Source organism: Streptomyces lusitanus (assembly GCF_042647945.1).
Classification (GTDB): domain Bacteria; phylum Actinomycetota; class Actinomycetes; order Streptomycetales; family Streptomycetaceae; genus Streptomyces; species Streptomyces pseudogriseolus.
This window is the reverse complement of record NZ_JBHRWL010000033.1, coordinates 430,320-456,101: the sequence shown is the minus strand read 5'-3', so window position 1 is coordinate 456,101 and position 25,782 is coordinate 430,320. Positions and strand designations below refer to the sequence as shown.

The following is a 25,782-nucleotide window of genomic DNA, read 5'->3' as shown; positions in this document are numbered from 1 at the left end:
GAGTACAGGGTCGACAACCCCAACTCCCGTCACCCGCAAGAGGACACGCGAACGGCCTATCCGTAGCCGAGGGCGTGCAGCCGGGCGTCGTCGATCCCGAAGTGGTGCGCGATCTCGTGCACCACCGTGATCTCGGTCTCCGCGACCACGTCCTCCCGGGACTCGCACATCCGCAGCGTCGGCCCCCGGTAGATCGTGATCCGGTCGGGCAGCACCCCGGCGTACCACTCCCCCCGCTCGGTCAGCGGCGTCCCCTCGTACAGCCCGAGCAGCTCCGGGTCGTCCGCCGGCGGCTCGTCCTCCACGAACACCGCGACGTTGTCCATGAGCCGCATCAGCTCCGGGGGGATCCGGTCCAGCGCCTCGGCGACCAGCTCCTCGAACTCCTCGCGCGTCATCTCCAGCACGAAGCCATTGTCGGGGACGATCGGTCGGTACGAGATGCGGGCGGCGCTCGCATATCCGGCCGCCCGCACGGGCATAGGGGATCAATGGCCCGCGTCCCGACTGCCGTCATGAACCTGATCCACCGCTTCCCACGGCTCCCGCAGGCCCCGACCCGCCGCCACCGCTCCGGCGGCCGGCCCCCGGCCGCACCGGCCCTCTCCCTCACCCCCGGCGCCCGTCCGCGCCCTTGGGTGCGCGCCCTCGGGCTGGTCGCGGTGGTCCTGCTCGGCGCGTGGCTGGGTCTGCTCGTCGTCGGCAACGTCCGGGTGCCGGTCGGCCCGATGAACACGACCATGACCCTGCGCCCGTCCTTCACCGGCGGCACGAAGATCAACATCTCGCCCCTGGGCGCGCTCCAGCTCGACAGCCACATCGCCCCGGTGCGCCTCGACGTCAACGTCGACCAGCTCGACCCCGAGCGCTCCCGTGCCCTGGTCGACCACCCGGAGCGTCTCTCGGGGCTCCAGGACGAGGTCGCCGAGGACATCGCGCGCGGCACCGCGGACCTCGCCGTGCGCTCCTGCGTCGCCGTCGTCACCGGCGCCGCCACGCTCGGGCTCCTCGTCTACCGCCGCCCGCGCCGCGCACTGGCCGCCGGAGGGCTCGCCCTCGGCCTGCTGGCCGCGTCCGGCGGCACGGCGTACGCGACCTTCAACCCGGACTCGGTGCTCGAGCCGAAGTTCTCCGGCCTGCTGTCCTCCGCGCCCTCGCTGGTCGGCGACGCGCGCAGCATCGTGACCGAGTTCGACGTCTACCAGAAGGAGTTGGCCCGGCTGGTCACCAACGTGACCAAGCTCTACGACGCCACGTCCACGCTGCCGGTCTACCAGCCGGACCCGACCACCATCCGCGTCCTGCACGTCTCCGACATCCATCTCAACCCCGCGAGCTGGAAGATCATCGCCTCGCTGGTGGAGCAGTACCAGGTGGACGTGATCGTCGACTCCGGCGACACGATGGACCACGGCACGGCCGCCGAGAACGGCTTCCTGGACCCGATCGAGGACCTGGGCGCCCCGTACGTATGGGTGCGCGGCAACCACGACTCGCTCGTCACCCAGCGCTACCTCGACCGGATGAGGAACGTGCACGTCCTCGACGACGGCCGGGCGAGGACCGTCGCGGGCCTGCGCTTCGCCGGCATCGGCGACCCGCAGTTCACCCCCGACCGCACGCAGAGGACCGGGGCCGAGCAGTCCCAGGAGCTGGCGGGCGCCCGGCTCGCCTCCGCGATGCGGGACCAGAAGCGGGCCGGCACCCCCGTGGACGTGGCGGTCGTCCACGAGCCCTCGGCGGCCCGCGAGGTCGACGGCACCGTGCCGCTGGTCCTCTCCGGCCACCTCCACCACGAGGACACCGAGGTCATGCGGTACGGCACGCGGCTGCGCATCGAGGGGTCCACCGGCGGCAGCGGGCTGCGCGCGATCGAGGGCACGTACCCCGACCCGATCGAGACGTCGATCCTCTACTTCGACCGGGACACCAAGCGCCTCCAGGCGTGGGACTCCATCGAGCTGGGCGGTCTCGGGCTCACCACGGCGGAGGTCAGCCGGCACCTGCCCGAGGAGAACCAGCCGGGCGCGGACAGCTCCCCGTCCCCCTCCGGAAGCGGCTCCGCGTCCCCCTCCGGGGGCCCGTCGGAAACCACCCCCGCACCCGCCCCCGCCACGCCGTCACGACCCCGCCCCTAAACCGTTTTGGCGAACCATCCCGCCATCCCATATGCTTCTCACGTCCCCGACGCGCTGAGAAGCGCCCAGGCGGGCCGATAGCCCTCATCGTCTAGCGGCCTAGGACGCCGCCCTTTCAAGGCGGTAGCACGGGTTCGAATCCCGTTGGGGGCACGCACCACCCTGTGCGACACTGTCGTACGACACATGCTTGGTCCTGTGGAGCAGTTTGGAGTGCTCGCCACCCTGTCAAGGTGGAGGCCGCGGGTTCAAATCCCGTCAGGACCGCTGGTGTTTCACGTGAAACATCGCGGCTGGGTAGCTCAGTTGGTACGAGCGTCCGCCTGAAAAGCGGAAGGTCGCCGGTTCGACCCCGGCCCCAGCCACCGCAGACAAGGCCCCGATCTCCGATCGGGGCCTTGTCGTGTGCCCCGGCAAAATGGCTCGCCGCGTTTTTACGCGGTCTGAGATCCTGGAGTCCGTATGTCTACGCACTCTGCCCCCGCCCTCGGCTCCCTCGCCTCCCGCCTCTCCGAACTGTCGCTGCGCGATGCGCACCGGCTGGGGCGGCGGCTCGAGGGCGCCCGCAAGATCCGTAAGCCGGAGGCCCGTGCCGCCGTTCTCGGTGAGATCGAGGCGGAGGCCGCCGCGGCCGCGGAGCGTATGGCGGCGCGCCGGGCCAGGGTGCCGGAGGTGCGGTACCCCGAGCAGCTGCCCGTCAGCCAGAAGAAGGACGCCATCGCCGAGGCCATCCGCGATCACCAGGTGGTGATCGTGGCCGGTGAGACGGGCTCCGGCAAGACCACGCAGATCCCGAAGATCTGCATGGAACTGGGCCGGGGCGTCCGCGGCATGATCGGGCACACCCAGCCCCGGCGGATCGCGGCCCGCACGGTGGCCGAGCGTGTCGCCGAGGAGCTGGACACCCCGCTCGGCGAGGCCGTCGGCTGGAAGGTCCGCTTCACCGACCAGGTGGACCCGGAGGCCACGTTCATCAAGCTGATGACGGACGGCATCCTCCTCGCGGAGATCCAGACCGACCGCGAGCTGCGCGCCTACGACACGATCATCATCGACGAGGCGCACGAGCGGTCCCTCAACATCGACTTCCTGCTCGGCTATCTCGCGCAGCTGCTGCCGAAGCGCCCCGATCTCAAGGTCGTCATCACCTCGGCGACGATCGACCCCGAGCGCTTCTCCCGCCACTTCGGCGACGCCCCGATCATCGAGGTCAGCGGGCGGACGTATCCGGTGGAGGTGCGCTACCGGCCGCTGCTGGAGGAGGATTCCGACGACGCCGACCGGGACCAGATCACCGCGATCACCGATGCCGTCGAGGAGCTGATGGCGGAGGGACCCGGCGACATCCTGGTGTTCCTCTCCGGTGAGCGGGAGATCCGGGACACGGCGGACGCGCTGAACAAGAAGCGGTACCGCTCGACCGAGGTGCTGCCGCTGTACGCCCGGCTGTCGCACGCCGAGCAGCACCGGGTGTTCCAGCAGCACAGCGGCCGCCGGATCGTGCTGGCCACGAACGTGGCCGAGACGTCCCTGACCGTGCCGGGCATCAAGTACGTCATCGACCCCGGCTTCGCCCGTATCTCGCGCTACAGCCACCGCACCAAGGTGCAGCGGCTGCCGATCGAGCCGATCTCGCAGGCCAGCGCCAACCAGCGCAAGGGCCGCTGCGGCCGTACCTCGGACGGCATCTGCATCCGGCTCTACAGCGAGGACGACTTCCTCTCCCGTCCCGAGTTCACCGACGCGGAGATCCTGCGCACCAACCTCGCCTCGGTCATCCTCCAGATGACGGCGGCCGGCCTCGGCGAGATCGAGAAGTTCCCCTTCATCGACCCGCCGGACCACCGCAACATCCGCGACGGCGTCCAGCTGCTCCAGGAGCTCGGCGCGCTCGACGCGGCGCAGAAGGACCCGCGCAAGCGCCTCACCCAGACCGGGCGGAAGCTGGCCCAGCTGCCGGTGGACCCGCGTCTGGCGCGCATGGTGCTGGAGGCGGACAAGAACGGCTGCGTCCGCGAGGTCATGGTCGTCGCGGCCGCCCTGTCCATCCAGGACCCGCGGGAGCGGCCCGCCGACAAGCAGACGCAGGCCGACCAGCAGCACGCCCGGTTCCGCGACGAGACCAGCGACTTCCTCGCCTTCCTCAACCTGTGGCGGTACATCCGCGAGCAGCAGAAGGAGCGCGGCTCGTCGTCGTTCCGCCGGATGTGCAAGCAGGAGTACCTGAACTTCCTGCGCATCCGCGAGTGGCAGGACATCTACGCCCAGCTGCGGACCGTCGCCAAGCAGATGGGCATCCACCTCAACGACCAGGACGCCCCCGCCGACCGCATCCACGTCTCCCTGCTGGCCGGTCTGCTCTCGCACATCGGCATGAAGGACGTGAAGGAGTCCAAGGACTCCGGGCAGGGCGGTGGCCGGCGCGAGGGCGGGCGCAACGAGTACCTCGGGGCGCGCAACGCCAAGTTCGCCATCTTCCCGGGCTCCGCGCTGTTCAAGAAGCCGCCGCGGTTCGTGATGTCGGCGGAGCTGGTCGAGACGTCCCGGCTGTGGGCGCGGGTCAACGCGAAGATCGAGCCGGAGTGGGTGGAGCCCCTCGCCGAGCACCTGCTCAAGCGCACCTACAGCGAGCCGCACTGGGAGAAGGACCAGGCGGCCGTGATGGCGTACGAGAAGGTCACGCTGTACGGCGTGCCGATCGTGGCGCAGCGGAAGGTGAACTACGGGCGGATCGACCCGGAGCTGTCCCGGGAGCTGTTCATCCGCAACGCCCTGGTCGAGGGCGACTGGCGCACGCACCACAAGTTCTTCGCGGACAACCGCAAGCTGCTGACCGAGGTCGAGGAGCTGGAGCACCGGGCGCGGCGCCGGGACATCCTGGTCGACGACGAGACCCTCTTCGACTTCTACGACCGGCGGATCCCCGACCATGTGGTGTCGGGGGCGCACTTCGACTCGTGGTGGAAGCACAAGCGGCGCGAGCAGCCGGACTTCCTCGACTTCGAGCGGGAGATGCTGATCCGTGAGTCGGCGGACGCGGTCACCAAGGCCGACTACCCCGACAGCTGGCGCCAGGGGCCGCTCAAGTTCCGTGTGACGTACCAGTTCGAGCCCGGGGCCGACGCGGACGGCGTGACCGTCCACATCCCGCTCCAGGTGCTGAACCAGGTCACGGACGAGGGCTTCGACTGGCAGATCCCGGGTCTGCGCGAAGAGGTCGTCACGGAGCTGATCCGCTCCCTGCCCAAGCCGATCCGCCGGAACTACGTGCCGGCGCCGAACTACGCGAAGGCGTTCCTGGAGCGCGCGGTGCCGCTCCAGGAGCCGCTGACCGTCACCATGGCCCGCGAGCTGAAGCGGATGGTCGGCGTGCCGTTCGAGGCGGACGACTTCGACTGGTCCCGCGTCCCCGACCACTTGAAGGTGACGTTCCGGATCGTGGACGAGCGGCGCCGCACGCTCGCCGAGGACAAGGACCTGGAGGCGCTCAAGCTGAAGCTGCGGCCCAAGGCGCGCAAGGCGCTGTCGCAGGCGGCCGCCGCCACGGCGCAGCGTCAGGGCGGGGAGTCGCTGGAGCGCAAGGGGCTGACGGACTGGACGATCGGTTCGCTCACCCGGGTGTTCGAGACGCGCCGGGCCGGCCAGCCGGTGAAGGCGTACCCCGCGCTGGTGGACGACGGCGACTCGGTGTCGGTGCGGCTGTTCGACTCGGAGGCCGAGCAGGCGGAGGCGATGTGGAAGGGCACCCGGCGGCTGATCCTGCTGGGCATCCCGGTCAACCCCGCGAAGTTCGCGTCCGAAAAGCTGACCAATCCTCAGAAGCTCGCCCTGTCCGCCAATCCGCACGGCTCGGTGCAGGCGCTGTTCGACGACTGCGCCATGGCGGCGGCGGACAAGCTGATCGCGGACTTCGGCGGCCCGGTGTGGGACGAGGAGTCGTACCGGAAGCTGTTCGACAAGGTGCGTGCGGAGATCGTCGACACGACGGTGCGCGCGGTCGGGCAGGTGCAGCAGGTGCTGGCCGCCTGGCAGGCCTGTGAGCGGCGTCTGAAGGGCGTCCGCAGCCCCGCGCTGCTGCCGAACCTCCAGGACGTCCGCACGCAGCTGGACGGCCTGGTGAAGCCGGGCTTCGTGACCGAGGCGGGGCTGCGCCGGCTGCCCGACCTGATGCGGTACCTGGTGGCCGCGGACCGCCGGCTCCAGCAGATGCCGGCGAACGCGCAGCGGGACACCACGCGCATGGCGAAGGTCCACGAGATGCGGGACGAGTACGCCTGGCTCCTGGAGCAGATGCCGCAGGGGCGTCCGGTGCCGCAGCAGGTGCGGGACATCCGCTGGATGATCGAGGAGCTGCGGGTCAGCTACTTCGCCCACGCGCTGGGCACGGCGTACCCCGTGTCGGACAAGCGGATCGTGAAGGCGATCGACGCGGCGGCGCCGTGACGGCACCCGCACGCAGGGTGAGTTCGACCAGGGGGCTCCTGCTCCTGTACAGTCCTTCTCGCAGCGCAACGCAGGAACGCGCCGCGAATCAAGGTCCTGTGGAGCAGTTTGGAGTGCTCGCCACCCTGTCAAGGTGGAGGCCGCGGGTTCAAATCCCGTCAGGACCGCAGTTGAGGAAGCCCCGCCCCGAGCAATCGGCGCGGGGCTTCTCCGCGCGACGCCCCCACCACCGAACCACCCGCCACCCTGCCAAGGTGGAGGCCGCGCCCGCGGCGCAGCCGCGATCCGACACAGCAAATCCCGTCAGGACCGCAGTTGAGGAAGCCCCGCCCCGCGGGGCTTCTCCGCGCGACGCCCCCACCACCAGACCACCCGCGAACAACCGGCGCGGGGCTTTTTCGCGCGGGGCTTCTCCGCGCGACGCCCCCACCACCGAAGGCCTGCCTCCCGCAACGGATGGCGGGCCTTCCGTATGTGCGGATCCGTGCCGGCGCCCGGGCTTGCCCGGGGGCGCCCGGAAGGCTTCGCGGCAGGCCGTGGGCCCTGCACGCCGCCGGCGCCCTTCTCGCGGACCGCTGCGCCGTCTTGACGGCCTCGCGGTCCCTCGGTACTCCAGGAACAGGGCACGTGTCCGCGGGGGACCCGGAGGTGGCGCATGACGGCATCGGCCAGGCACGAGACACGGGCGCTGCTCCGGGCGCATCTCGCGGCCGCGTCGTCGTACCGGCATCTCACCCGTCACTGCCCGGTCTGCCACCGTCTCCAGCGCCTGGCGCTGGACTCCGCGCCGCTCGACGGCGACGTGCCTGTTGAGCCCGTCGAACCCATCGAGCCCGCCGAACCCGCCGAGCCGTCCGGACCCGCCGAAGGTCCGCAGGAACAAGCCGCCGCCAACGCGCGTTCCATCTAGCGCATATGCCGTCGGCTCAACAACCCGACTGGTATGTGACGGGTGTCACGGCATGAGTTTTCACAAGGGTGGAACTTACGCCCCACCTACAACAGGTCAATTTAATATGTGCAATTGCACTGCCCCGTACGCTCCGCCCCGGCCCCTCCGGGCCGATCCCACAGGCGTCCTCAGACTCCGACAAGCCCGCGCACAGAAGGCCGTTGAGGCGGGCCGGACCCGCGCACGGACCCACCACCGGCGCACAAAAAAGATCGCGCCGGACTCGGCGGAGTCCGGCGCGATCGACGACGCACCCGTTGTTCAGTTGGCCGTGAAGCTCTGATTCGGTTGGGCGAGGGGGCTGTTGGGGCAGTCCCCGCGTCGCTTGGAGCTAGGTGCCGGGCGTCAGGGCCGGTGGGGGACCAGCCGGTTCTGCCCGGTTCGTGCTGTTCAGGCCTCGCTGCGCTGCTGCGGAATGCCCGCGAGCAGTGCGCGGACCTCGGCCTCGCGGTAGCGGCGGTGCCCGCCGAGCGTGCGGATCGACGTGAGCTTGCCGGCCTTCGCCCAGCGCGTGACCGTCTTCGGGTCGACGCGGAACATGGTGGCAACCTCAGCGGGGGTCAGCAGCGGCTCGGCATCAGGGGTGCGAGCGGTCATGAGCGGCCTCCTCGGGAGAACCGAACCTTCTCGGTTCTTTCCTCTAAATTCTGCACCTTGACCCGCGTTGCCCGAAATGGCGGACGCGAGTCGAGTCGGTTATAGGACGAACGGCTTGTCCTCGGCACTACAACTACACCATCTGTCCAGCCACGTCGGCCAAACCGATGGAATTGCCCTCCCAGGTGTTCATCAGCCGCGGAAGCCGATGGACCATGCCATAGCGGACAGTCACGCCCCTGTGACGATCAGTCACAGCAACATGCAGGAGTCACCGGACCCCCCAAAGCGTGCAATGCTGAGATTCCGCCCATAGTGGAGCACAGCAGGACGGAGGAGTCCTCCCCGGACTCCTTGTCCTATTTTGGCATGAGGAGGGGCAAGCGACGCAAGGGCCTTGTACGTGCGGTCCGTCACGCTTGACACGCTTGGGACTTACGCCCGGAACAGCCGCTACGTCCGATGTCGCATCCGGATCGACGCGACTTCAACCACCTCAGGGCGAAGACAAAACCCCAAGAAGAGCGTTTGGTCAAACGTCAGTTCGCCGAGCGCAGGTCACGGACCGCGCGCCAGCGCTCGACAAGGCGCCCGTACGCCTCCGCCGCGCCCCCTTCGTCGCCCCGCCGCAACGCCGCGATCCCCTCGCCGACGTCGGCGGCCGAGTGGTCGTCCTCCAGGGCCCCGGCCGGCAGGGCGTGCACCAGTCCCCCGTAGTCCAGCTCGACCAGCGAGCGCGGATGGAACTCCTCCAGCCAGCGGCCGACGTCCACCAGGCCGTCGATCAGCAGGCTCTCGTCCACGGCGTCGCGCAGCGCGCGCAGGCCCCGCGCCACCCGGCGCCGCGCCTGGACCATGGGCGTGCGGTAGCGCAGGACCGGGACCTCCCCGGCGGCCCCCTTCCCGTACTCGCGCTCCTCGTCGTCGAAGAGCACGAACCAGTTGATCGGCACCTGCCAGGTGGAGGTGCGGATCCACGGCCGCGCGTCGGGGTGCTCGGCCAGCCACCGCTCGTAGTCCTGGGTCGCCTCGAGCCGCACGACCGGGGGCAGCAACGCGTCCAGCACCGGCAGCGGGTACTCCTCGGCGAGTTCGCCCAGGGCCTGCCAGCCGCGCAGCCGGGTGCGCCACGGGCAGACGCGGACCTCGCCGTCCGACTCCAGCACGAAGGCGTCCTCGCTCTCGTGCACCGGGACCGGCGCCGGCGGGACGGCCGCCAGGTCGGCCAGCGACCGGCGCAGCTCCTCCTGGTAGGAGGGGAGGTCGTCACGCCGGGCGTAGCGCTCCCAGTGGCCGCGCTCGGGCTGCCGGAAGGCGGCCAGCGGTTCGTACACGCGCAGGTAGGAGGCGTAGGGGACGATCACCGAGGACACCTTGGTCACGCTCTGCTCCCTCCCCCGCGGGCCGCTGCGAAAACCTGTCCGGCACGCCTCCGGACGGGTGGGAAACCCTGGCAAATCGTCCCACGCGGTACTCCGGACGGAGGTGATCCGGGACACAGTGCCGCCGTCGGGCGCGGAAGGATCTACTCTCGTGCCACAGCCCCCGCCACCCGTACGGGAGCCCGTCCCAACCGCCGCTACTTACTCAGGAGTCACCACAGTGACCGACGTATCTGACGGCGTCCTGCACACCCTGTTCCGTTCGGACCAGGGGGGCCACGAGCAAGTCGTGCTCTGCCAGGACCGTGCCAGCGGCCTCAAGGCCGTCATCGCCATCCACTCCACCGCACTGGGCCCCGCCCTGGGCGGCACGCGGTTCTACCCGTACGCCTCCGAGGAGGAGGCCGTCGCCGACGCGCTGAACCTGGCGCGCGGGATGTCGTACAAGAACGCCATGGCCGGTCTCGACCACGGCGGCGGCAAGGCCGTGATCATCGGGGACCCGGAGCGGATCAAGACCGAGGAGCTGCTGCTGGCCTACGGCCGGTTCGTCGCCTCCCTCGGCGGCCGTTACGTCACCGCCTGCGACGTCGGCACGTATGTCGCCGACATGGACGTCGTGGCCCGGGAGTGCCGCTGGACCACCGGCCGCTCCCCCGAGAACGGCGGCGCGGGCGACTCGTCGGTGCTCACCTCCTACGGCGTCTACCAGGGCATGCGGGCCGCCGCCCAGCACCTGTGGGGCGACCCGTCGCTGCGGGACCGCAAGGTCGGCGTCGCGGGCGTGGGCAAGGTCGGGCACCACCTGGTGGAGCACCTGCGGGCCGAGGGCGCCGAGGTCGTGATCACCGATGTGCGTGAGGACGCCGTCCGCCGGATCCTCGACCGGCACCCCGAGGGCGTGTCGGCGGTGGCCGACACGAAGACGCTGATCCGCACCGAGGGCCTGGACATCTACGCCCCGTGCGCGCTCGGCGGCGCCCTGAACGACGACACCGTGCCGGTGCTGACCGCCAAGGTGGTCTGCGGCGCGGCCAACAACCAGCTCGCCCACCCGGGCGTGGAGAAGGACCTCGCCGACCGCGGGATCCTCTACGCGCCGGACTACGTGGTGAACGCCGGCGGCGTGATCCAGGTCGCGGACGAGCTGCACGGCTTCGACTTCGACCGGTGCAAGGCGAAGGCGTCGAAGATCTTCGACACCACGCTCGCCATATTCGCACGTGCGAAGGAGGACGGTATTCCGCCGGCCGCCGCGGCCGACCGGATCGCCGAGCAGCGGATGGCGGAGGCGCGTCCGCTGCGGTGAGGTCCGTGCGGGGCACCCCCGATCGGGGTGTTTCGCACACATGAGCGGTACCCGCCGGAAGGCACTTGGAGAGAACTCTCACTTCTCCCGGCGGGTCGACCGTCGATAAGTGGTTAAAATCGCGGTTGACCAGCGAGGACAGGGCGCCTCGGCGGTCCCGGGCGCGGGCACGTCATGCGGGCGACGTACCGTATGGGCGCGGGCTCAGGTACCGTGGAAGCCCTACGGACCGGTCTCTCCACGGAGAGCCCGTTCTGGACCATGAACGCGTGTCAAGACTCTGGGGCCGTCGAGCCCCGTCGTTGAGGGGGTCGAGCCATGGGGCGCGGCCGGGCCAAGGCCAAGCAGACGAAGGTCGCCCGCCAGCTGAAGTACAACAGCGGTGGGACTGACCTCTCACGCCTGGCCGAGGAGCTGGGCGCATCGACGTCGAATCAGTCACCGAACGGTGACCGTTTCGAGGACGATGAGCAAGACGACGACCTGTACGCAAAGTACGCCGACCTCTACGAGGACGACGAGGAGGACGAGGACGGCCCGTCCTCGCAACAGCGTCGCGGCGCTTGACCTTGCGTGGTGCATGAGCCCGGTCGGTGACCTCGGTCACCCACCGGGTTCAGTGCTGCCCGGACCGGCCCCGACGGCCGGTGTGCTGCCCGCCGGTTCACCGTGCGGGCAGCTTCGCCGTGCTCAGCTCGCGTAGTCACCGACAAGAGCGGCACCCGTGGTGTGGTCTCCGCGCTCGGTGATCTCGCCGGTCACCCAGGCGTCCACGCCTCGGTCGGCCAGCGTGGTGAGCGCCACGTCGACGGACTCCTGCGGCACGATCGCGATCATGCCGACGCCCATGTTCAGCGTCTTCTCCAGCTCCAGCCGCTCGACCGCGCCGGTCTTGCCGACCAGCTCGAACACCGGTGCCGGCGTCCAGGTGGAGCGGTCCACCGTGGCGTGCAGCCCGTCCGGGATCACCCGGGCCAGGTTGGCCGCCAGTCCGCCGCCGGTGACGTGGCTGAACGCGTGCACCTCGGTGGTGTGGATCAGCGCCAGGCAGTCCAGCGAGTAGATCTTGGTGGGCTCCAGCAGCTCCTCGCCGAGGGTGCGGCCCAGCTCGTCGATCCGGGCGTCCAGCGCCAGACCCGCCCGCTCCAGCAGCACGTGCCGGACGAGTGAGTAGCCGTTGGAGTGAAGTCCGGAGGACGCCATCGCGATCACCGCGTCACCCGAACGGATGCGGTCCGCGCCGAGCAGCCGGTCGGCCTCCACCACGCCCGTACCGGCGCCGGCGACGTCGAAGTCGTCCGGACCCAGCAGACCCGGGTGTTCGGCCGTCTCGCCGCCGACCAGGGCGCATCCGGCCAGCACACAGCCCTCCGCGATGCCCTTCACGATGGCGGCGACACGCTCGGGGTGGACCTTGCCGACGCAGATGTAGTCGGTCATGAACAGCGGCTCGGCGCCGCACACCACGATGTCGTCCATGACCATCGCGACCAGGTCGTGCCCGATGGAGTCGTAGACGCCCATCTGGCGCGCGATGTCGACCTTGGTGCCGACGCCGTCCGTGGCGGAGGCGAGCAGCGGGCGCTCGTACTTCTTCAGGGCGGAGGCGTCGAAGAGGCCGGCGAATCCGCCGAGGCCGCCGAGGACCTCGGGGCGCTGCGTCTTCTTCACCCACTCCTTCATCAGCTCGACCGCGCGGTCGCCCGCTTCGATGTCGACGCCCGCCGCTGCGTAGCTGGCACCAGTGTTCTGGGACATGGCTGTGAGAGCTTTCGTGTCGTCCGTCAGGGCTTACGGGCGGCGGATCGCGTCGACCGCGGCCGGGGCGGCGGTGCCGGCGGCCAGCTCGGTCTCCAACAGCTGCTTACCGAGGAGCTCCGGGTCGGGCAGCTCCATCGGGTACTCGCCGTCGAAGCAGGCGCGGCACAGGTTGGGCTTGGCGATGGTGGTCGCCTCGATCATGCCGTCGAGCGAGATGTACGCCAGGGAGTCGGCGCCGAGCGAGGTGCCGATCTCCTCGATGGTCATGCCGTTGGCGATCAGCTCGGCGCGGGTGGCGAAGTCGATGCCGAAGAAGCAGGGCCACTTCACGGGCGGCGAGGAGATCCGGATGTGGACCTCGGCGGCGCCCGCCTCACGGAGCATGCGGACCAGGGCCCGCTGGGTGTTGCCGCGCACGATCGAGTCGTCGACGACGACCAGGCGCTTGCCCTTGATGACTTCCTTGAGCGGGTTCAGCTTCAGGCGGATGCCGAGCTGCCGGATGGTCTGCGAGGGCTGGATGAACGTACGGCCGACGTACGCGTTCTTGACCAGGCCGGCGCCGAAGGGGATGCCGGAGGCCTCCGCGTAGCCGATGGCGGCGGGGGTGCCGGACTCCGGCGTCGGTATCACCAGGTCGGCCTCGACCGGGGCCTCCTGGGCGAGCCGGCGGCCCATCTCGACGCGCGAGAGGTACACGTTCCGGCCGGCGATGTCGGTGTCGGGGCGGGCCAGGTACACGTACTCGAAGACGCATCCCTTGGGCTTCGCTTCCGCGAATCGGGACGTTCGCAGTCCGTTCTCGTCGATGGCGACGAACTCGCCCGGCTCGATCTCGCGGACATAGCTCGCGCCGCAGATGTCGAGGGCGGCGGACTCGGAGGCGACCACCCAGCCGCGCTCCAGCCGGCCGAGAACCAGCGGGCGGATGCCCTGCGGGTCACGGGCCGCGTAGAGGGTGTTCTCGTCCATGAAGACGAGGCTGAAGGCGCCCTTGACCTTGGGCAGGACGACGTGCGCGGCCTGCTCCACGGTCACCGGCTCGCCGTCGGCGGCGCGCTGGCCGGCCAGCAGGGCGGTGATCAGGTCGGTGTCGTTGGTCGCGGCCACCTTGGGCGCGCGGCCGTTCTCCTTGGGGAGCTCGGCGACCATCTCGGCGAGCTGCGCCGTGTTGACCAGGTTGCCGTTGTGGCCGAGCGCGATGGATCCGTGCGCGGTCGCGCGGAACGTCGGCTGGGCGTTCTCCCACACGGAGGCGCCGGTGGTCGAGTAGCGGGCGTGACCGACCGCGATGTGACCCTGGAGGGAGCCGAGGGAGGTCTCGTCGAAGACCTGGGACACCAGGCCCATGTCCTTGAAGACGAGGATCTGGGAGCCGTTGCTGACCGCGATTCCCGCGGATTCCTGGCCCCGATGCTGGAGGGCGTAGAGCCCGAAGTACGTGAGCTTGGCGACCTCTTCGCCCGGAGCCCAGACACCGAAGACGCCGCAAGCGTCCTGGGGGCCTTTCTCGCCGGGGAGCAGGTCGTGGTTGAGTCGTCCGTCACCACGTGGCACGCCTCCGAGTGTAGGCGAGATCGCCCACTGGTCCGAATGCGGGATGTGGCCCCGCGGGCGGGTCAGCGGGCCGCGACGGCCCGCACCTCGGTGCCGTTTGCGCTGGTCAGCGTGAGGGTGTCGGCGTCGACCGCGTACCGGGCGGTGCCGTTGAAGAGCTTCGTCAGGGCCTTCTCGGCGTCCATGAGTGAGTCTTCGCACATCATTCGGGTCAGGGAGGGGACGCCGAGGGTGATATGGCCGTCGCGCACGGTGGCCTCGGCGTTGACCTGGTTGCAGCCCAGGTTCCCGGAGACCGCGCCGCGCTCCTTGTCGAAGGTGAGGTGGGCGCGGCCGGCGCCGTCGGGGGTGGTGACGTTCCAGCGGGTGCCGTGCAGCGGGCTGTCCTCGGACTCGGTGAGCCGCACGGTGTCGCCGGACGCGGCGGTCAGCGTGAGGCGGCCGTCGGTGACGTCGGCCCGCAGCTCGCCGGCGGCCAGGGCGCGGGCGACGGCCTTCTCGCCCGCCATGACCTGCTCGTCGCAGGCCCGCAAGGTGGTCTCCGGGTCGGTGAGGCGGACGCGGTCGCCGTCGGTGCGGACGCGGGCCTCGAAGAGGTTGCAGCCGTAGCTGCCGGTGGCCCGGCCGTCCTCGCCGAGGGTGAGGTGGGCGCCGCCCGGGGCGCGGTGGGTGGCGCCGTCGACGGTGACGCTGTCGACGGTCCAGCGGACGCCGGTGACCGGCCGCTCCGCCTCGGCGGAGGCGCTGCCGGCGCCCGCCTTCTCGCTGCCGCAGGCCGCGGCGAGCGGGACGACGAGCACGGCGACGGCCGTCAGGGTCCTGCGCGCGGTGTGCTTCTGTCGGTCCATGCCGCTTCGACGGAGGGCCGGAGCCGGCGGTTCCCCCGGTTGCACCGGTGCCGGTGCCCTCTCCTCGGCCGAGTCAGCCGAGCAGCGGCAGGTACGGCCCGAGGTCGGCGCGCTCGCCGCTCGCGCTGACCTCGGCGGAGGCCACGGCGTCCGCCCAGGTCAGCCGCCCGCCGGCCAGCCGGATCCAGGTGAGCGGGTCGGTTTCCACCACGTTCGGCGGGGTGCCGCGCGTGTGCCGGGGCCCCTCGACGCACTGCACCACCGCGAACGGCGGCACACGCACCTCCGTGGAGCCGCCGGGCGCCTTCGCGGCGAGCGCGTCGGCCAGCAGCCGCACACAGGTGGCGAGCGCCTGCCGGTCGTACGGCACGTCCAGTCCGGGGAGGGCGGCGTTCAGGTCGTCGGTGTGGGCGACGAGCTCCACGGCGCGGGTGACGACGTAGTCGGTGAGGGGCAGGGCGCCCGCGCTGGTCGGGAGCAGTCTGCCGCTCGGGTGGGCGTCGAGGCGGGCGGTGAAGCGCTGCTCGGCGTCCGCCAGGTAGGCGTCGAGGTCGGGGTGGCCGGCCGCGAGCCGGTGCGCGGTGCCGGCGATGGCGGACGCGTCGGCGGCGATCGCGGAGGGCCAGTCGGTCAGCCGGGCGTCCTGCCTGGCGGGCTCCGGCTCGTCCAGCAGCCGGTCGACGGCCAGCAGCGCGACACCGATGTGCGCGACCAGCTCCCGCACGGTCCAGTCGCCGAGCCGGGTCGGCGCGGCGAGCTGCTCCGGGGTGAGGGCGGAGACCGCGGCGCGCACGTTTCCGAACTGCGCCAGGACGGCGGCGCGGGTCTTGGCGGGGTCGTAGGAGCGGGGGCGTTTCCTGGCCGGGGGCATGGCGGAAGCCTATGCGCGGGCGCCGGCCTGCCGTGCCGGTATGTCGAACACCTCGTTGTTGCGGGGGACGCCGGTGCCGCGCCAGGTGAAGGGGATGCCGCGCGCGGTGTCCGCGTCGGGGCCGTCCATGAGCTGGAAGTGCAGGTGGGGCTCGGTGGAGTTGCCCGAGTTGCCGACCTGGGCGAGCACCTGGCCCGCGTGCACCCGGTCGCCTTCGCGGACGGTCAGGGAGCCGCGCCGCAGGTGGGCGTAGACGGCGTGGACGCCGTCGCCGAGGTCGAGGACGAGGTGGTTGCCGAGGATCCTTCCGGCGCCGAGCAGGTCGCGGACGTTCGCCTCGAGGATCATCAGGTAGGCCAGCGCGGGCAGGGAGTTACGGCTGAGGTGGTCGCGGGCCCGGTCGGTGGCCCGGACGACGGTGGCGTCGGCCACCGCGTGCAGCGGGGCGCCGAAGGCCGGGAAGTCGGCATTGCGGCGGGCCAGGGGCCACAGCGCGCGGAACGCGGGACGGGAGCCGGGCCCGGGTTCGGCGACGACGTCGATGGCGAAGGTCTGGCCGTAGGCGTGGGTGTGGTGGCTCGGCGTGTGGTTCGCCGGGCTGTTCAGCGCGGTCCAGCGGCCGGTGACCGGGGGCTCGACCTCGACGGGCTCCCGGGCGGCACGGGGACTGTCCGGGGCCCCGCCCCAGCGGTGGGCGACGACCAGCACGACGTAGGCCAGCAGCAACGGCAGGAAGTCCCACCAGACCGGATGGCCGAGGTCCAGCGCCGCATGGGCGATCACCAGGGCGAAGAAGGCGATCAGGAGCCCACGGTAGGCGGTCGAGGCGATTTTGCGTGCGGACATGCTTCCCCCAGTGCTCGTCGGTGCTTTTCTGGGCCTTCAAGGCTCGTCGGGCGGGCTTTTCGGGGCCTTCAAGGCTCATCGGGCGGGCTCTTCGGGCTTGGCAGCGCGGGCTCTTCGGGCTCTTCAGGATTGGCAGCGCGGGCTCTTCAAGCTCGACGGTGCGGGCTCCTCCAGCTCGTCGGCGCGTCAGGGCCGCGCCGCCGCCAGCGCCACCAGCAGCGGCACGACCCGGCCGGCCGGGACCTCGTGGCGGCCCCGGCCGGTGCTGTGCAGCCAGCCGGCGGCGGTCAGCTGGCGCAGGTGGTGGTAGATCTGCCCGGTCGTGCCGATGTCCTCCAGCTCGGCCAGTTCGGCGGCGGTGCGGCGGCCGCCGGTTATCTCGCGGAGCAGCCGCAGCCGGACCGGGTGGCCGAGGGCCGCGAAGGACTCGGCGGCGTCCGGCCACTCGTAGGTGAGCAGGTCCGAGGCGAGCGCGCCGTGCTGCCAGTCGTAGCGCTCGCCGGTCGGCAGGCGCACCGTCCCGGTGAACAGCACGCCTCCGTCGGCGGCCTTCAGCTCGGCGAGCTGCTCCTTGAGCCCTTCCAGGGCCCAGAAGTCGCCCTCCCCCATGGGGGGAGCCGATCGACCCGCCGCCTCGAGCGCCGCCAGGCGACGCTCCAGCTCCGTCATGCGTTCTTCCAGTTCCACAATTCCGAGATTACGTAACTACGTAATCCCGCGCAAGGGGGTCCGTGCACACCTGTGGACAACCGGGCGGCGGGACAACCGCGTCGGCCACCCGGACACACGCCGAAGCCCCCGCCGGAAGGGCGGGGGCTTCGGGTGTAAAGGGTTGCCAGCGGCCGCGAGGCCTGCGGCTCAGGCCAGCAGCGCCGGGATCGTCCCCTCGTGCGCCTCACGCAGGTCGGCCAGCGTCAGGGAGAACTCGCCCTGGACCTCGACCGTGTCGCCGTCGACGACGCCGATGCGGGTGACCGGAAGGCCGCGCGCACCGCACATGTCGTTGAAGCGGACCTCCTCCGAGCGCGGCACCGCGACGATCGCGCGGCCGGCCGACTCGGAGAACAGGAAGGTGAACGCGTCCAGCCCGTCGGGCACCACGAGACGCGCGCCCTTGCCGCCGAGCAGCGCCGACTCGACCACGGCCTGGATCAGACCGCCGTCCGACAGGTCGTGCGCGGAGTCGATCATGCCGTCGCGGGAGGCGGAGATCAGGATCTCGCCGAGCAGCCGCTCACGCTCCAGGTCGACCTTCGGGGGCAGGCCGCCGAGGTGGTCGTGGATCACCTGGGACCAGGCCGAGCCGCCGAACTCCTCGCGGGTGTCGCCGAGGAGGTACAGCAGCTGGCCCTCCTCCTGGAAGGCGACCGGAGTGCGGCGGGCCACGTCGTCGATGACGCCGAGGACGGCGACCACCGGGGTCGGGTGGATGGCGGCCTCGCCCGTCTGGTTGTAGAGCGAGACGTTGCCGCCGGTCACCGGCGTGCCGAGCTGCCGGCAGCCGTCCGCCAGACCACGCACGGCCTCCGCGAACTGCCACATCACCGCCGGGTCCTCCGGGGAGCCGAAGTTCAGGCAGTCGGAGACGGCGAGGGGCTTGGCGCCGGTCGTCGCCACGTTGCGGTACGCCTCCGCCAGCGCCAGCTGCGCGCCCGTGTACGGGTCGAGCTTGGCGTACCGGCCGTTGCCGTCGGTGGCGATCGCGACGCCGAGGCCGGACGCCTCGTCGATGCGGATCATGCCGGAGTCCTCGGGCTGGGCGAGGACGGTGTTGCCCTGCACGAAGTGGTCGTACTGCTGGGTGATCCACTGCTTGGACGCCTGGTTGGGCGAGCCGACCAGCTTCAGGACCTGGTCCCTCAGCTCCTCGGACGTCTGCGGGCGCGGCAGCTTGTTCGCGTCGTCCGCCTGGAGCTCGTCCTGCCAGGACGGGCGGGCGTACGGGCGCTCGTAGGTCGGGCCCTCGTGGGCAACCGTGCGCGGGTCGACGTCGACGATCTTCTCGCCGTGCCAGAAGATCTCCAGACGGTCGCCGTCGGTCACCTCGCCGATGACGGTGGCGATGACGTCCCACTTGTCGCAGATCTCGAGGAAGCGGTCGGCCTTCTCCGGCTCGACGACCGCGCACATGCGCTCCTGCGACTCGCTCATGAGGATCTCCTCGGGCGAGAGCGTGGAGTCGCGCAGCGGGACGTCGTCGAGGGTGACGCGCATGCCGCCGGAACCGTTCGACGCCAGTTCGCTGGTCGCGCAGGACAGGCCCGCCGCTCCCAGGTCCTGGATGCCGACGACGAGCTTCTCCTGGAACGCCTCCAGGGTGCACTCGATGAGCAGCTTCTCCTGGAAGGGGTCGCCGACCTGCACCGCGGGGCGCTTCGAGGGCTTGGCGTCGTCGAAGGTCTCGGAGGCGAGGATCGACGCGCCGCCGATGCCGTCGCCGCCGGTGCGGGCCCCGTACAGGATGACCTTGTTGCCGGCGCCGGACGCCTTGGCGAGGTGGATGTCCTCGTGCCGCATGACGCCGATGGCGCCGGCGTTGACCAGCGGGTTGCCCTGGTAGCAGGCGTCGAAGACGACCTCGCCGCCGATGTTGGGCAGGCCCAGGCAGTTGCCGTAGCCGCCGATGCCGGCGACGACGCCCGGCAGGACGCGCTTGGTGTCGGGGTGGTCCGCGGCGCCGAAGCGCAGCGGGTCCACGACGGCGACCGGGCGGGCGCCCATCGCGATGATGTCGCGGACGATGCCGCCGACACCCGTGGCCGCGCCCTGGTAGGGCTCGACGTAGGACGGGTGGTTGTGCGACTCGACCTTGAAGGTGACCGCGTAGCCCTGGCCGACGTCGACGACGCCGGCGTTCTCGCCGATGCCGACGAGGAGGGCGTCGGACTCGGGGGCCTTCTCGCCGAACTGGCGCAGGTGAACCTTGCTGCTCTTGTACGAGCAGTGCTCGGACCACATAACGGAGTACATCGCCAGCTCCGCCCCGGTGGGACGGCGGCCGAGGATCTCGACGACCCTTTCGTACTCGTCCTTCTTCAGGCCCAGCTCGGCCCAGGGCAGCTCGACGTCGGGGGTCGCGGTCGCGTGCTCGACCGTGTCCAGAGGCGTCCGGCTCATGCGTTGACCAGCTTCTTGAGGATCGAGGTGAAGAACGGCAGGCCGTCGGTACGGCCCGTACCGATCAGCGACTCGACGGCGTGCTCGGGGTGCGGCATCAGGCCGACGACGTTGCCCGCCGCGTTGGTGATGCCGGCGATGTCGTTGAGCGAGCCGTTGGGGTTGAAGTCCATGTAGCGGAAGGCGACGCGGCCCTCGGCCTCCAGCTCGTCCAGCGTCCGCCGGTCGGCGACGTAGCGGCCGTCCATGTTCTTCAGCGGGATGTGGATCTCCTGGCCGGCCGTGTAGTCGGTGGTCCAGGCGGTGTCCGCGTTCTCCACCCGCAGCTTCTGGTCGCGGCAGATGAAGTGCAGGTGGTCGTTGCCCAGCATGCCGCCGGGGAGCAGGTGCGCCTCGGTGAGGATCTGGAAGCCGTTGCAGATGCCCAGGACGGGGAGGCCCGCCTTGGCCTGGTCGATGACGGTGTCCATCACCGGCGAGAAGCGCGCGATGGCGCCTGCGCGCAGATAGTCGCCGTAGGAGAAACCGCCGCAGAGCACCACGGCGTCGACCTGCTTGAGGTCCTTGTCCTTGTGCCAGAGGGCGACCGGTTCGGCACCGGCGACGCGGATCGCGCGCTGGGTGTCCCGGTCGTCGAGGCTTCCCGGGAAAGTGACGACGCCAATACGAGCGGTCACTTGGCCGCCTCCGCGACTTCCTCGACCCGGACGGTGAAGTCCTCGATCACGGTGTTGGCGAGGAAGGATTCCGCAAGATCATGGATACGGGCGAGCGCGGCCTCGTCGACCGGCCCGTCAACTTCCAGTTCGAATCGCTTTCCCTGACGGACGTCCGAGATCCCCTCGAAACCCAGTCGCGGCAGTGCGCGCTGCACCGCCTGGCCCTGGGGGTCGAGGATCTCCGGCTTGAGCATGACGTCGACTACGACGCGTGCCACTGGCACTCCCGGTGTGTGGTGCTGAGCAGGTCCCTTCAGACTACCCGCACAAAATTTCTACGCGAGTAGAGTTGTAGGAAACTACGTGAGCGCCGTCACGATTCGGCATCGCGAGGAGACCTGCGGGAAAAAATCCGGGAAAGATCGGCGTTCTCCCGCACATCGCTATTGCGCCCGGACACGCGGGGAGATTTAGTCGGGCTTCCCATTGCATTGCCGGGCACTGTACAAATGAATTGTCATTAGCAGATACTTTGCCCGATTACAGGCGGACAGCCGACATCTCGGCGACGTACCGGCACGTCATCACGGACGGCCGGACGGTAGAGGTGTCGCACGAAGGGACCGATATTCGTGGCGCAGAAGGTCGTGGTCACTCTCTTCGACGACATCGACGGTTCGGAAGCGGCGGAAACGATCGCCTTCGGGATCGACGGCACGTCGTACGAGATCGACCTGAACGAAACCAATGCCAGGAAACTGCGCGAGGCGCTCGAGCCCTACGTGGACGCCGGCCGCAAGCGCGCCCGCTCCGGCAAGGCCTACCGGCAGACCGAGGTCGCCCCGGACCCGGCGGCCGTGCGCGCCTGGGCGCAGGCGAACCGGATGGACGTCCCGGCCCGCGGCCGTATCCCCAAGAAGGTCTACGAGGCGTTCGCCGCGGCCCGCTGAACCGCACCCGGCTCGACACCCGGCCCGGCGGCATCCGGCTCTGCGCCCGGCACCCGGCACCTGGCCGAGCGCGTCCGGAACCGCACCCGCGTGCGGGGCCGGCCCCGGCCGGGTGACCCCGCCGACGGCCGGTCACCGGGCCCTTCCGGCAACCGACTTGCGCAGCCCCCCTGCTGATCAGCTAAAGTCTGGAGCACGCCGAGGGGCGAGGCCGAAAGGCCCGGTCCGAGGACATGCGGGTGTAGTTCAGTAGTAGAACATCCCCCTTCCAGGGGGAAGGCGCAGTGTGCAATTCCTGTCACCCGCTCTGCATCGACTTACCGACCACGCTTGTGGATCAGGTAAGCTGGTGCCCGCGCCGATCGGTGAGAGCCGGTCGGAGGCAATGCGGACGTAGCTCAGTTGGTAGAGCGCAACCTTGCCAAGGTTGAGGTCGCGAGTTCGAGCCTCGTCGTCCGCTCGGGAACAAGACCCCGGTCCCTCGGACCGGGGTCTTTTCGTGTGCCCACCGCGTGTTCCCGCCCCGTGTTCCCCCCGCGTGTACCCGGCTCAGGCCGCCTTCTCCGCGCGGCCGTCTGACATTTGTCATGCTCAGTGATGACACGGCGCACTGCCCGGCCCTCCCGCCGGACGCGATGCTCGAGGCATGGAAACGAACGGACTTGAGCACGTGATCGAGGTCACAGGGCTGCGGCGCGTCTACGGGGGCGGGTTCGAAGCGGTGCGCGGGATCGACTTCTCCGTGCGGCGCGGGGAGATCTTCGCCCTGCTGGGCACCAACGGCGCCGGCAAGACCTCCACCGTCGAAGTGCTCGAAGGACTGGCCTCGCCGGCCGGCGGACGCGTACGGGTGCTGGGCCACGACCCCTGCACGGAGCGCGCCGCCGTACGGCACCGCACCGGCGTGATGCTCCAGGAAGGGGGCTTCCCCTCCGAGCTGACCGTCGCCGAGACCGCCCGCATGTGGGCGGGCTGCGTGTCCGGCGCCCGCCCCGAGCGGGAGGTGCTGACGCTGGTGGGCCTCGAATCCCGGAGCGACGTCCGGGTCAAGCAGCTGTCCGGCGGCCAGCGCCGCCGCCTGGACCTGGCGCTCGCGCTGCTCGGCGACCCCGAGGTGCTGTTCCTCGACGAACCGACCACCGGGCTCGACGCCGAAGGCCGCCACGCCACCTGGGAGTTGGTGAGCGCCCTACGCGACGCCGGCACCACCGTGCTGCTCACCACGCACTACCTGGAGGAGGCCGAGAACCTCGCCGACCGGCTCGCGATCATGCACGAGGGGCGGATCGCCGTCACCGGCACCCCGGCCGAGGTCACCGCGACCGAGCCGTCCCGGATCACCTTCGACCTGCCCGACGGCTACCACCTGGGCGATCTCCCGCCGCTCGGCCCGATGGGCGTGAGCGACCACACCGTGGACGGCCGCACCGTCCGGCTGCGCACCCGCGACCTTCAGCACTCGGCCACCGAGCTGCTGGTGTGGGCGCGCGGCGCCGGCGTGGAGCTGCGCCGGCTCGACGTGCGCTCGGCCTCCCTGGAGGAGGCGTTCCTCACCATCGCCAAGGACGCCTCGGCCACCGCGCCGAACGTCGCGACCACGCAGGAGTACGCGGCATGAGCACCCCCACGACCACCCCCACGACCACCCCGGCCGGCACCACGACCACCCCCGCCGGCCGGATGACCTCCCTGGCCCGCGCCGAACTCACGCTGCTGGGACGCAGCAAGGGCGCCCTGGTCGCCGGCCTGTTCGTGCCGCTGGTCCTGCCGCTCAGCGTGCGCTCCGCGGCCGAGGAGATGGACCTCGCGGAAGCCGGGCTCACCCCGGGCACGCTCGTGCTGCCCGCCGCCGTCGGCTTCTCGCTGCTGTTCGCCGTGTACTCCACACTCGTCGGCGTCTACGTCGTCCGGCGCGAGGAGCTGGTGCTGAAGCGGCTGCGCACGGGCGAGCTGCGGGACGCGGAGATCCTCGCCGGGTCCGCGCTGCCGGCCGTCCTCACGGGGCTGCTCCAGTGCCTGCTGCTGATCGCCGGTTGCGCCGTGCTGCTCGACCTGTCCGCGCCCTCCGCGCCCCACCTGGCCGTACTCGGTCTGCTCCTTGGCCTCGTGCTGAGCGCGGCGCTCGCCGCCGTCACCGCGAGCTTCACGCGTACCGGCGAGAGCGCCCAGGTCACGCCCATGCCGCTGCTGATCGTGTCGATGCTGGGCTCCGGCATGTTCGTCCCGCTGGAGCTGTTCCCGGACCGGCTGGCGTCCGTCTGCGAGCTGCTGCCGCTGACCCCGGTCGTCAGTCTGGTGCGCGGCGGCTGGACCGGCGACCTCTCGGCCGGGGAGTCCCTCGGGGCCGTGACGATCGCCCTGGCCTGGACCGTCCTCGCGGTGTTTGCTGTACGGCGGCGGTTCCGCTGGGAGCCGCGGCGCTGAGGCCCTGAACAGGGGCGGGACGGACGCCCCCGCCGCGCGAAAGGCGCGGCGGCGGACATCGGCAGGGACAGGAGCGACGGATGGGCAGCCCGGGCGGCTGGTGGGGGCGCAAGAGCACGCCCGCCAAGGTCGAGACGTACACGCGGTGGTCGTTCCACTTCATCGCCCTGTCCGAACCCACGGTGATCGGCGTCACCGCCTTCGGGCATGTGGACGCGCGGGTCGCGCTGCTGGTGATGACACCGGTCGCGGCGCATGTCGCGCTGGCCATGGTGACCGCCTCCCGCGCCCTGGACTGGACGGTCGGGCGGCGTCCCCAGCCGCTGCGGCTGCTGTGGGCGCTCGGCGCCGCGACCGCCCTGCTCGCGGTCGCCGCCCTCGTCCCCGGCCGGTACGGCCCCGTCGGGGAGGACACCGGCACCGTCCTGGGCTCGGTCTTCGGCGCCGTGCTCTGCTACGGCGTGGGCATGATGGCCCTCGGGCTGAGGGAGCGGCGGCGCGTCGTCTGGCTCGTCGTCGGGTTCGGGGCGGGCGCGGGTCTGGTGGCCTGGGCGACCGGCATGCCCGCCCTCGCCGCGCTGACGATGGCCGCGTTCGTGACGGCCGCCGGCGGCTTCTTCGCCGCCACCTCCTTCTTCTCCATCTGGCTGCTCAACGCCGTCTACGCCCTCGACGAGGCGCGTGAGACCCGGGCCCGCCTGGCGGTCGCCGAGGAGCGGCTGCGGTTCGGACGGGACCTGCACGACGTGATGGGCAGGAACCTCGCCGTGATCGCCCTGAAGAGCGAGCTGGCCGTCCAGCTCGCCCGACGCGAACGGCCCGAGGCGGTCGAGCAGATGATCGAGGTGCAGCGCATCGCCCAGGAGTCGCAGCGGGAGGTGCGCGAGGTGGTGCGCGGCTACCGCCGGGCCGACCTGGAGGCCGAACTGCACGGCGCCCGCGGCGTGCTGCGCGCCGCCGGCATCGACTGCGAGGTCGGCGGCGAGACCGACGGACTGCCCGCCGAGGTGCAGTCCGCGCTCGGCTGGGTGGTGCGCGAGGCGACCACCAACGTGCTGCGGCACGGGGACGCGAAGAAGTGCACCGTCACGGTGCTCAGGCCCAAGGGGCGTGTGGTGCTGACAGTGCGCAACGACGGGGCCACCGCCCCGCACGGGTCGGCCCGGACGGGCGGAACGGGGCTGGCCGGGCTGCGGGAGCGGCTGTCCGCCGTGGGCGGCACGCTGGACGCCGGGGAAGCCCGGGACGGCGAGTTCCGGCTCGTCGCGGAGGTCCCGCTGACCGCGCGTCCCGCGCTGGAGGTCGCGTCGTGACGGGTGTGGTGCGGCTGCTGCTCGCCGACGACGAGCATCTGATCCGCGGGGCGCTGGCCGCCCTGCTGTCCCTGGAGGACGACCTCCTCGTGGTCGCCGAGGCCGCGTCCGGCCCGGAGGCCCTGGCCATGGCGCGGGCGCACACCCCCGACGTCGCCGTCCTCGACCTCCAGATGCCCGGCGCGGACGGTGTGAAGGTCGCCACAACCCTGCGGGCGGAGCTGCCCGGCTGCCAGGTGCTGATCGTGACCGGGCACGGGCGACCGGGGCATCTCAAGCGGGCGCTCGCAGCGGGGGTGCGCGGGTTCGTCCCCAAGACCGTCAGCGCCCAGCGGCTCGCGGAGATCATCCGGACCGTGCACGCGGGAAACCGCTACGTCGACCCCGAGTTGGCCGCCGACGCGATCGCCGCCGGCGACTCGCCGCTCACCGCGCGCGAGGCGGAGGTGCTGGAGCTGGCGGCGGACGGGGCGCCCGTAGCGGAGATCGCGGAGCGGGCCCGGCTGTCCCAGGGGACGGTGCGGAACTACCTCTCCTCCGCCGTCTCCAAGCTCGGCGCGGAGAACCGCCACACCGCGGTGCGTCTCGCCCGCGAGCGCGGTTGGGTATAGTGGT

22 protein-coding genes and 6 tRNA genes are annotated in these 25,782 nt (G+C 71.0%); 16 read left to right on the top strand and 12 right to left on the bottom strand.

Annotated features, from left to right (window positions below; genetic code table 11):
- Window positions 1-56: 56 nt before the first annotated feature.
- Window positions 57-407, bottom strand: a complete 351-nt coding sequence (locus tag ACFOSY_RS34005) for a metallopeptidase family protein (RefSeq protein ID WP_006133340.1) — start codon at window positions 405-407, stop codon at window positions 57-59.
- Window positions 408-491: 84 nt separating this feature from the next.
- Between ACFOSY_RS34005 and ACFOSY_RS34000 the strand changes: the two genes are divergently transcribed.
- The 7 genes from ACFOSY_RS34000 to ACFOSY_RS33970 all read left to right on the top strand — a co-directional run bounded on the left by ACFOSY_RS34000 (window position 492) and on the right by ACFOSY_RS33970 (window position 7,491).
- On the top strand, window positions 492-2,138 hold the full coding sequence (locus ACFOSY_RS34000) for a metallophosphoesterase family protein (RefSeq protein WP_394314447.1): 1,647 nt from the start codon (window positions 492-494) through the stop codon (window positions 2,136-2,138).
- Window positions 2,139-2,218: 80 nt separating this feature from the next.
- A tRNA-Glu gene (locus ACFOSY_RS33995) sits at window positions 2,219-2,291 on the top strand.
- A 39-nt stretch (window positions 2,292-2,330) separates the two neighbouring features.
- A tRNA-Asp gene (locus tag ACFOSY_RS33990) sits at window positions 2,331-2,405 on the top strand.
- A 24-nt stretch (window positions 2,406-2,429) separates the two neighbouring features.
- A tRNA-Phe gene (locus ACFOSY_RS33985) sits at window positions 2,430-2,503 on the top strand.
- A 97-nt stretch (window positions 2,504-2,600) separates the two neighbouring features.
- Entirely contained in the window at window positions 2,601-6,581 is a 3,981-nt protein-coding gene (gene hrpA / locus ACFOSY_RS33980; protein ID WP_394314445.1) for an ATP-dependent RNA helicase HrpA, read from the top strand.
- 92 nt (window positions 6,582-6,673) lie between these two features.
- A tRNA-Asp gene (locus ACFOSY_RS33975) sits at window positions 6,674-6,748 on the top strand.
- 488 nt (window positions 6,749-7,236) lie between these two features.
- On the top strand, window positions 7,237-7,491 hold the full coding sequence (locus ACFOSY_RS33970) for a DUF6274 family protein (RefSeq protein WP_394314442.1): 255 nt from the start codon (window positions 7,237-7,239) through the stop codon (window positions 7,489-7,491).
- Window positions 7,492-7,923: 432 nt separating this feature from the next.
- Here the strand turns inward: ACFOSY_RS33970 and bldC are convergent, their stop codons facing one another.
- Together bldC and ACFOSY_RS33960 are read right to left on the bottom strand one after the other, a co-directional pair.
- The gene (gene bldC, locus ACFOSY_RS33965; RefSeq protein WP_003949541.1) at window positions 7,924-8,130 is read right to left on the bottom strand and encodes a developmental transcriptional regulator BldC; all 207 of its coding nucleotides are present in this window, start codon (window positions 8,128-8,130) and stop codon (window positions 7,924-7,926) included.
- Between the two features lie 539 nt (window positions 8,131-8,669).
- Window positions 8,670-9,512 carry a hypothetical protein gene (locus ACFOSY_RS33960; RefSeq protein WP_394314438.1) on the bottom strand — a complete coding sequence of 281 codons (843 nt, stop codon included), beginning with the start codon at window positions 9,510-9,512 and terminating at the stop codon, window positions 8,670-8,672.
- Between the two features lie 220 nt (window positions 9,513-9,732).
- On the opposite strand from ACFOSY_RS33960, the gene ACFOSY_RS33955 reads away from it, so the two are divergent.
- Both ACFOSY_RS33955 and ACFOSY_RS33950 read left to right on the top strand, forming a co-directional pair.
- Complete coding sequence (locus tag ACFOSY_RS33955; RefSeq protein ID WP_394314436.1) at window positions 9,733-10,821, top strand: Leu/Phe/Val dehydrogenase; 1,089 nt, start codon at window positions 9,733-9,735, stop codon at window positions 10,819-10,821.
- A 318-nt stretch (window positions 10,822-11,139) separates the two neighbouring features.
- Window positions 11,140-11,388 carry a DUF3073 domain-containing protein gene (locus tag ACFOSY_RS33950; RefSeq protein ID WP_006133346.1) on the top strand — a complete coding sequence of 83 codons (249 nt, stop codon included), beginning with the start codon at window positions 11,140-11,142 and terminating at the stop codon, window positions 11,386-11,388.
- 123 nt (window positions 11,389-11,511) lie between these two features.
- Here ACFOSY_RS33950 and purM read toward each other — a convergent pair whose 3' ends face one another.
- From purM to purS, 9 genes are all read right to left on the bottom strand, one after another.
- Window positions 11,512-12,579: a phosphoribosylformylglycinamidine cyclo-ligase gene (purM, locus tag ACFOSY_RS33945; protein ID WP_394314434.1), complete on the bottom strand. Its 1,068-nt coding sequence runs from the start codon at window positions 12,577-12,579 to the stop codon at window positions 11,512-11,514.
- A gap of 33 nt (window positions 12,580-12,612) precedes the next feature.
- On the bottom strand, window positions 12,613-14,139 hold the full coding sequence (purF, locus tag ACFOSY_RS33940) for an amidophosphoribosyltransferase (RefSeq protein WP_225654426.1): 1,527 nt from the start codon (window positions 14,137-14,139) through the stop codon (window positions 12,613-12,615).
- A gap of 62 nt (window positions 14,140-14,201) precedes the next feature.
- The gene (locus tag ACFOSY_RS33935; RefSeq protein WP_394314431.1) at window positions 14,202-14,987 is read right to left on the bottom strand and encodes an META domain-containing protein; all 786 of its coding nucleotides are present in this window, start codon (window positions 14,985-14,987) and stop codon (window positions 14,202-14,204) included.
- A gap of 73 nt (window positions 14,988-15,060) precedes the next feature.
- The gene (locus ACFOSY_RS33930) at window positions 15,061-15,858 is read right to left on the bottom strand and encodes a maleylpyruvate isomerase family mycothiol-dependent enzyme (protein ID WP_394314428.1); all 798 of its coding nucleotides are present in this window, start codon (window positions 15,856-15,858) and stop codon (window positions 15,061-15,063) included.
- A 9-nt stretch (window positions 15,859-15,867) separates the two neighbouring features.
- Window positions 15,868-16,704 carry a M23 family metallopeptidase gene (locus ACFOSY_RS33925; RefSeq protein ID WP_394314426.1) on the bottom strand — a complete coding sequence of 279 codons (837 nt, stop codon included), beginning with the start codon at window positions 16,702-16,704 and terminating at the stop codon, window positions 15,868-15,870.
- Between the two features lie 186 nt (window positions 16,705-16,890).
- Window positions 16,891-17,373 carry an ArsR/SmtB family transcription factor gene (locus tag ACFOSY_RS33920; protein ID WP_394314516.1) on the bottom strand — a complete coding sequence of 161 codons (483 nt, stop codon included), beginning with the start codon at window positions 17,371-17,373 and terminating at the stop codon, window positions 16,891-16,893.
- 189 nt (window positions 17,374-17,562) lie between these two features.
- On the bottom strand, window positions 17,563-19,821 hold the full coding sequence (gene purL / locus ACFOSY_RS33915) for a phosphoribosylformylglycinamidine synthase subunit PurL (RefSeq protein WP_394314423.1): 2,259 nt from the start codon (window positions 19,819-19,821) through the stop codon (window positions 17,563-17,565).
- A complete protein-coding gene (purQ, locus tag ACFOSY_RS33910) occupies window positions 19,818-20,498 on the bottom strand; it encodes a phosphoribosylformylglycinamidine synthase subunit PurQ (protein ID WP_394314421.1) in 681 nt (226 codons plus the stop codon). Before purQ ends, purL begins: the two co-directional genes overlap by 4 nt.
- Window positions 20,495-20,758, bottom strand: coding sequence for a phosphoribosylformylglycinamidine synthase subunit PurS (gene purS / locus ACFOSY_RS33905; RefSeq protein WP_006133353.1), 264 nt, complete (start codon window positions 20,756-20,758; stop codon window positions 20,495-20,497). The genes purQ and purS overlap by 4 nt, the downstream gene beginning before the upstream one ends.
- A 354-nt stretch (window positions 20,759-21,112) precedes the next feature.
- Here purS and ACFOSY_RS33900 point away from each other — a divergent pair, with 354 nt between their 5' ends.
- The 7 genes from ACFOSY_RS33900 (at window position 21,113) to ACFOSY_RS33870 (ending at window position 25,778) form a co-directional block, all read left to right on the top strand.
- Complete coding sequence (locus tag ACFOSY_RS33900) at window positions 21,113-21,430, top strand: histone-like nucleoid-structuring protein Lsr2 (protein ID WP_006133354.1); 318 nt, start codon at window positions 21,113-21,115, stop codon at window positions 21,428-21,430.
- Window positions 21,431-21,665: 235 nt separating this feature from the next.
- A tRNA-Gly gene (locus ACFOSY_RS33895) sits at window positions 21,666-21,737 on the top strand.
- Window positions 21,738-21,817: 80 nt separating this feature from the next.
- A tRNA-Gly gene (locus tag ACFOSY_RS33890) sits at window positions 21,818-21,890 on the top strand.
- Window positions 21,891-22,076: 186 nt separating this feature from the next.
- Window positions 22,077-23,048: an ABC transporter ATP-binding protein gene (locus ACFOSY_RS33885; protein ID WP_394314418.1), complete on the top strand. Its 972-nt coding sequence runs from the start codon at window positions 22,077-22,079 to the stop codon at window positions 23,046-23,048.
- A complete protein-coding gene (locus ACFOSY_RS33880; RefSeq protein ID WP_394314416.1) occupies window positions 23,045-23,854 on the top strand; it encodes an ABC transporter permease in 810 nt (269 codons plus the stop codon). Before ACFOSY_RS33885 ends, ACFOSY_RS33880 begins: the two co-directional genes overlap by 4 nt.
- A gap of 80 nt (window positions 23,855-23,934) precedes the next feature.
- Window positions 23,935-25,167: a sensor histidine kinase gene (locus ACFOSY_RS33875; RefSeq protein ID WP_394314413.1), complete on the top strand. Its 1,233-nt coding sequence runs from the start codon at window positions 23,935-23,937 to the stop codon at window positions 25,165-25,167.
- Window positions 25,164-25,778, top strand: coding sequence for a response regulator (locus ACFOSY_RS33870; RefSeq protein WP_394314411.1), 615 nt, complete (start codon window positions 25,164-25,166; stop codon window positions 25,776-25,778). Before ACFOSY_RS33875 ends, ACFOSY_RS33870 begins: the two co-directional genes overlap by 4 nt.
- The last annotated feature ends 4 nt before the right edge of the window (window positions 25,779-25,782 follow it).

Coding starts and splice junctions, on each gene's coding strand:
- ACFOSY_RS33875 (WP_394314413.1), top strand. CDS start 23,935: ATGGGCAGCCCGGGCGGCTGGTGGGGGCGCAAGAGCACGCCCGCCAAG.
- ACFOSY_RS33920 (WP_394314516.1), bottom strand. CDS start 17,373: ATGACGGAGCTGGAGCGTCGCCTGGCGGCGCTCGAGGCGGCGGGTCGA.
- ACFOSY_RS33880 (WP_394314416.1), top strand. CDS start 23,045: ATGAGCACCCCCACGACCACCCCCACGACCACCCCGGCCGGCACCACG.
- ACFOSY_RS34000 (WP_394314447.1), top strand. CDS start 492: ATGGCCCGCGTCCCGACTGCCGTCATGAACCTGATCCACCGCTTCCCA.
- ACFOSY_RS33950 (WP_006133346.1), top strand. CDS start 11,140: ATGGGGCGCGGCCGGGCCAAGGCCAAGCAGACGAAGGTCGCCCGCCAG.
- ACFOSY_RS33925 (WP_394314426.1), bottom strand. CDS start 16,704: ATGTCCGCACGCAAAATCGCCTCGACCGCCTACCGTGGGCTCCTGATC.
- purL (WP_394314423.1), bottom strand. CDS start 19,821: ATGAGCCGGACGCCTCTGGACACGGTCGAGCACGCGACCGCGACCCCC.
- purM (WP_394314434.1), bottom strand. CDS start 12,579: ATGTCCCAGAACACTGGTGCCAGCTACGCAGCGGCGGGCGTCGACATC.
- hrpA (WP_394314445.1), top strand. CDS start 2,601: ATGTCTACGCACTCTGCCCCCGCCCTCGGCTCCCTCGCCTCCCGCCTC.
- ACFOSY_RS33970 (WP_394314442.1), top strand. CDS start 7,237: ATGACGGCATCGGCCAGGCACGAGACACGGGCGCTGCTCCGGGCGCAT.
- ACFOSY_RS33935 (WP_394314431.1), bottom strand. CDS start 14,987: ATGGACCGACAGAAGCACACCGCGCGCAGGACCCTGACGGCCGTCGCC.
- bldC (WP_003949541.1), bottom strand. CDS start 8,130: ATGACCGCTCGCACCCCTGATGCCGAGCCGCTGCTGACCCCCGCTGAG.
- ACFOSY_RS33885 (WP_394314418.1), top strand. CDS start 22,077: ATGGAAACGAACGGACTTGAGCACGTGATCGAGGTCACAGGGCTGCGG.
- ACFOSY_RS33930 (WP_394314428.1), bottom strand. CDS start 15,858: ATGCCCCCGGCCAGGAAACGCCCCCGCTCCTACGACCCCGCCAAGACC.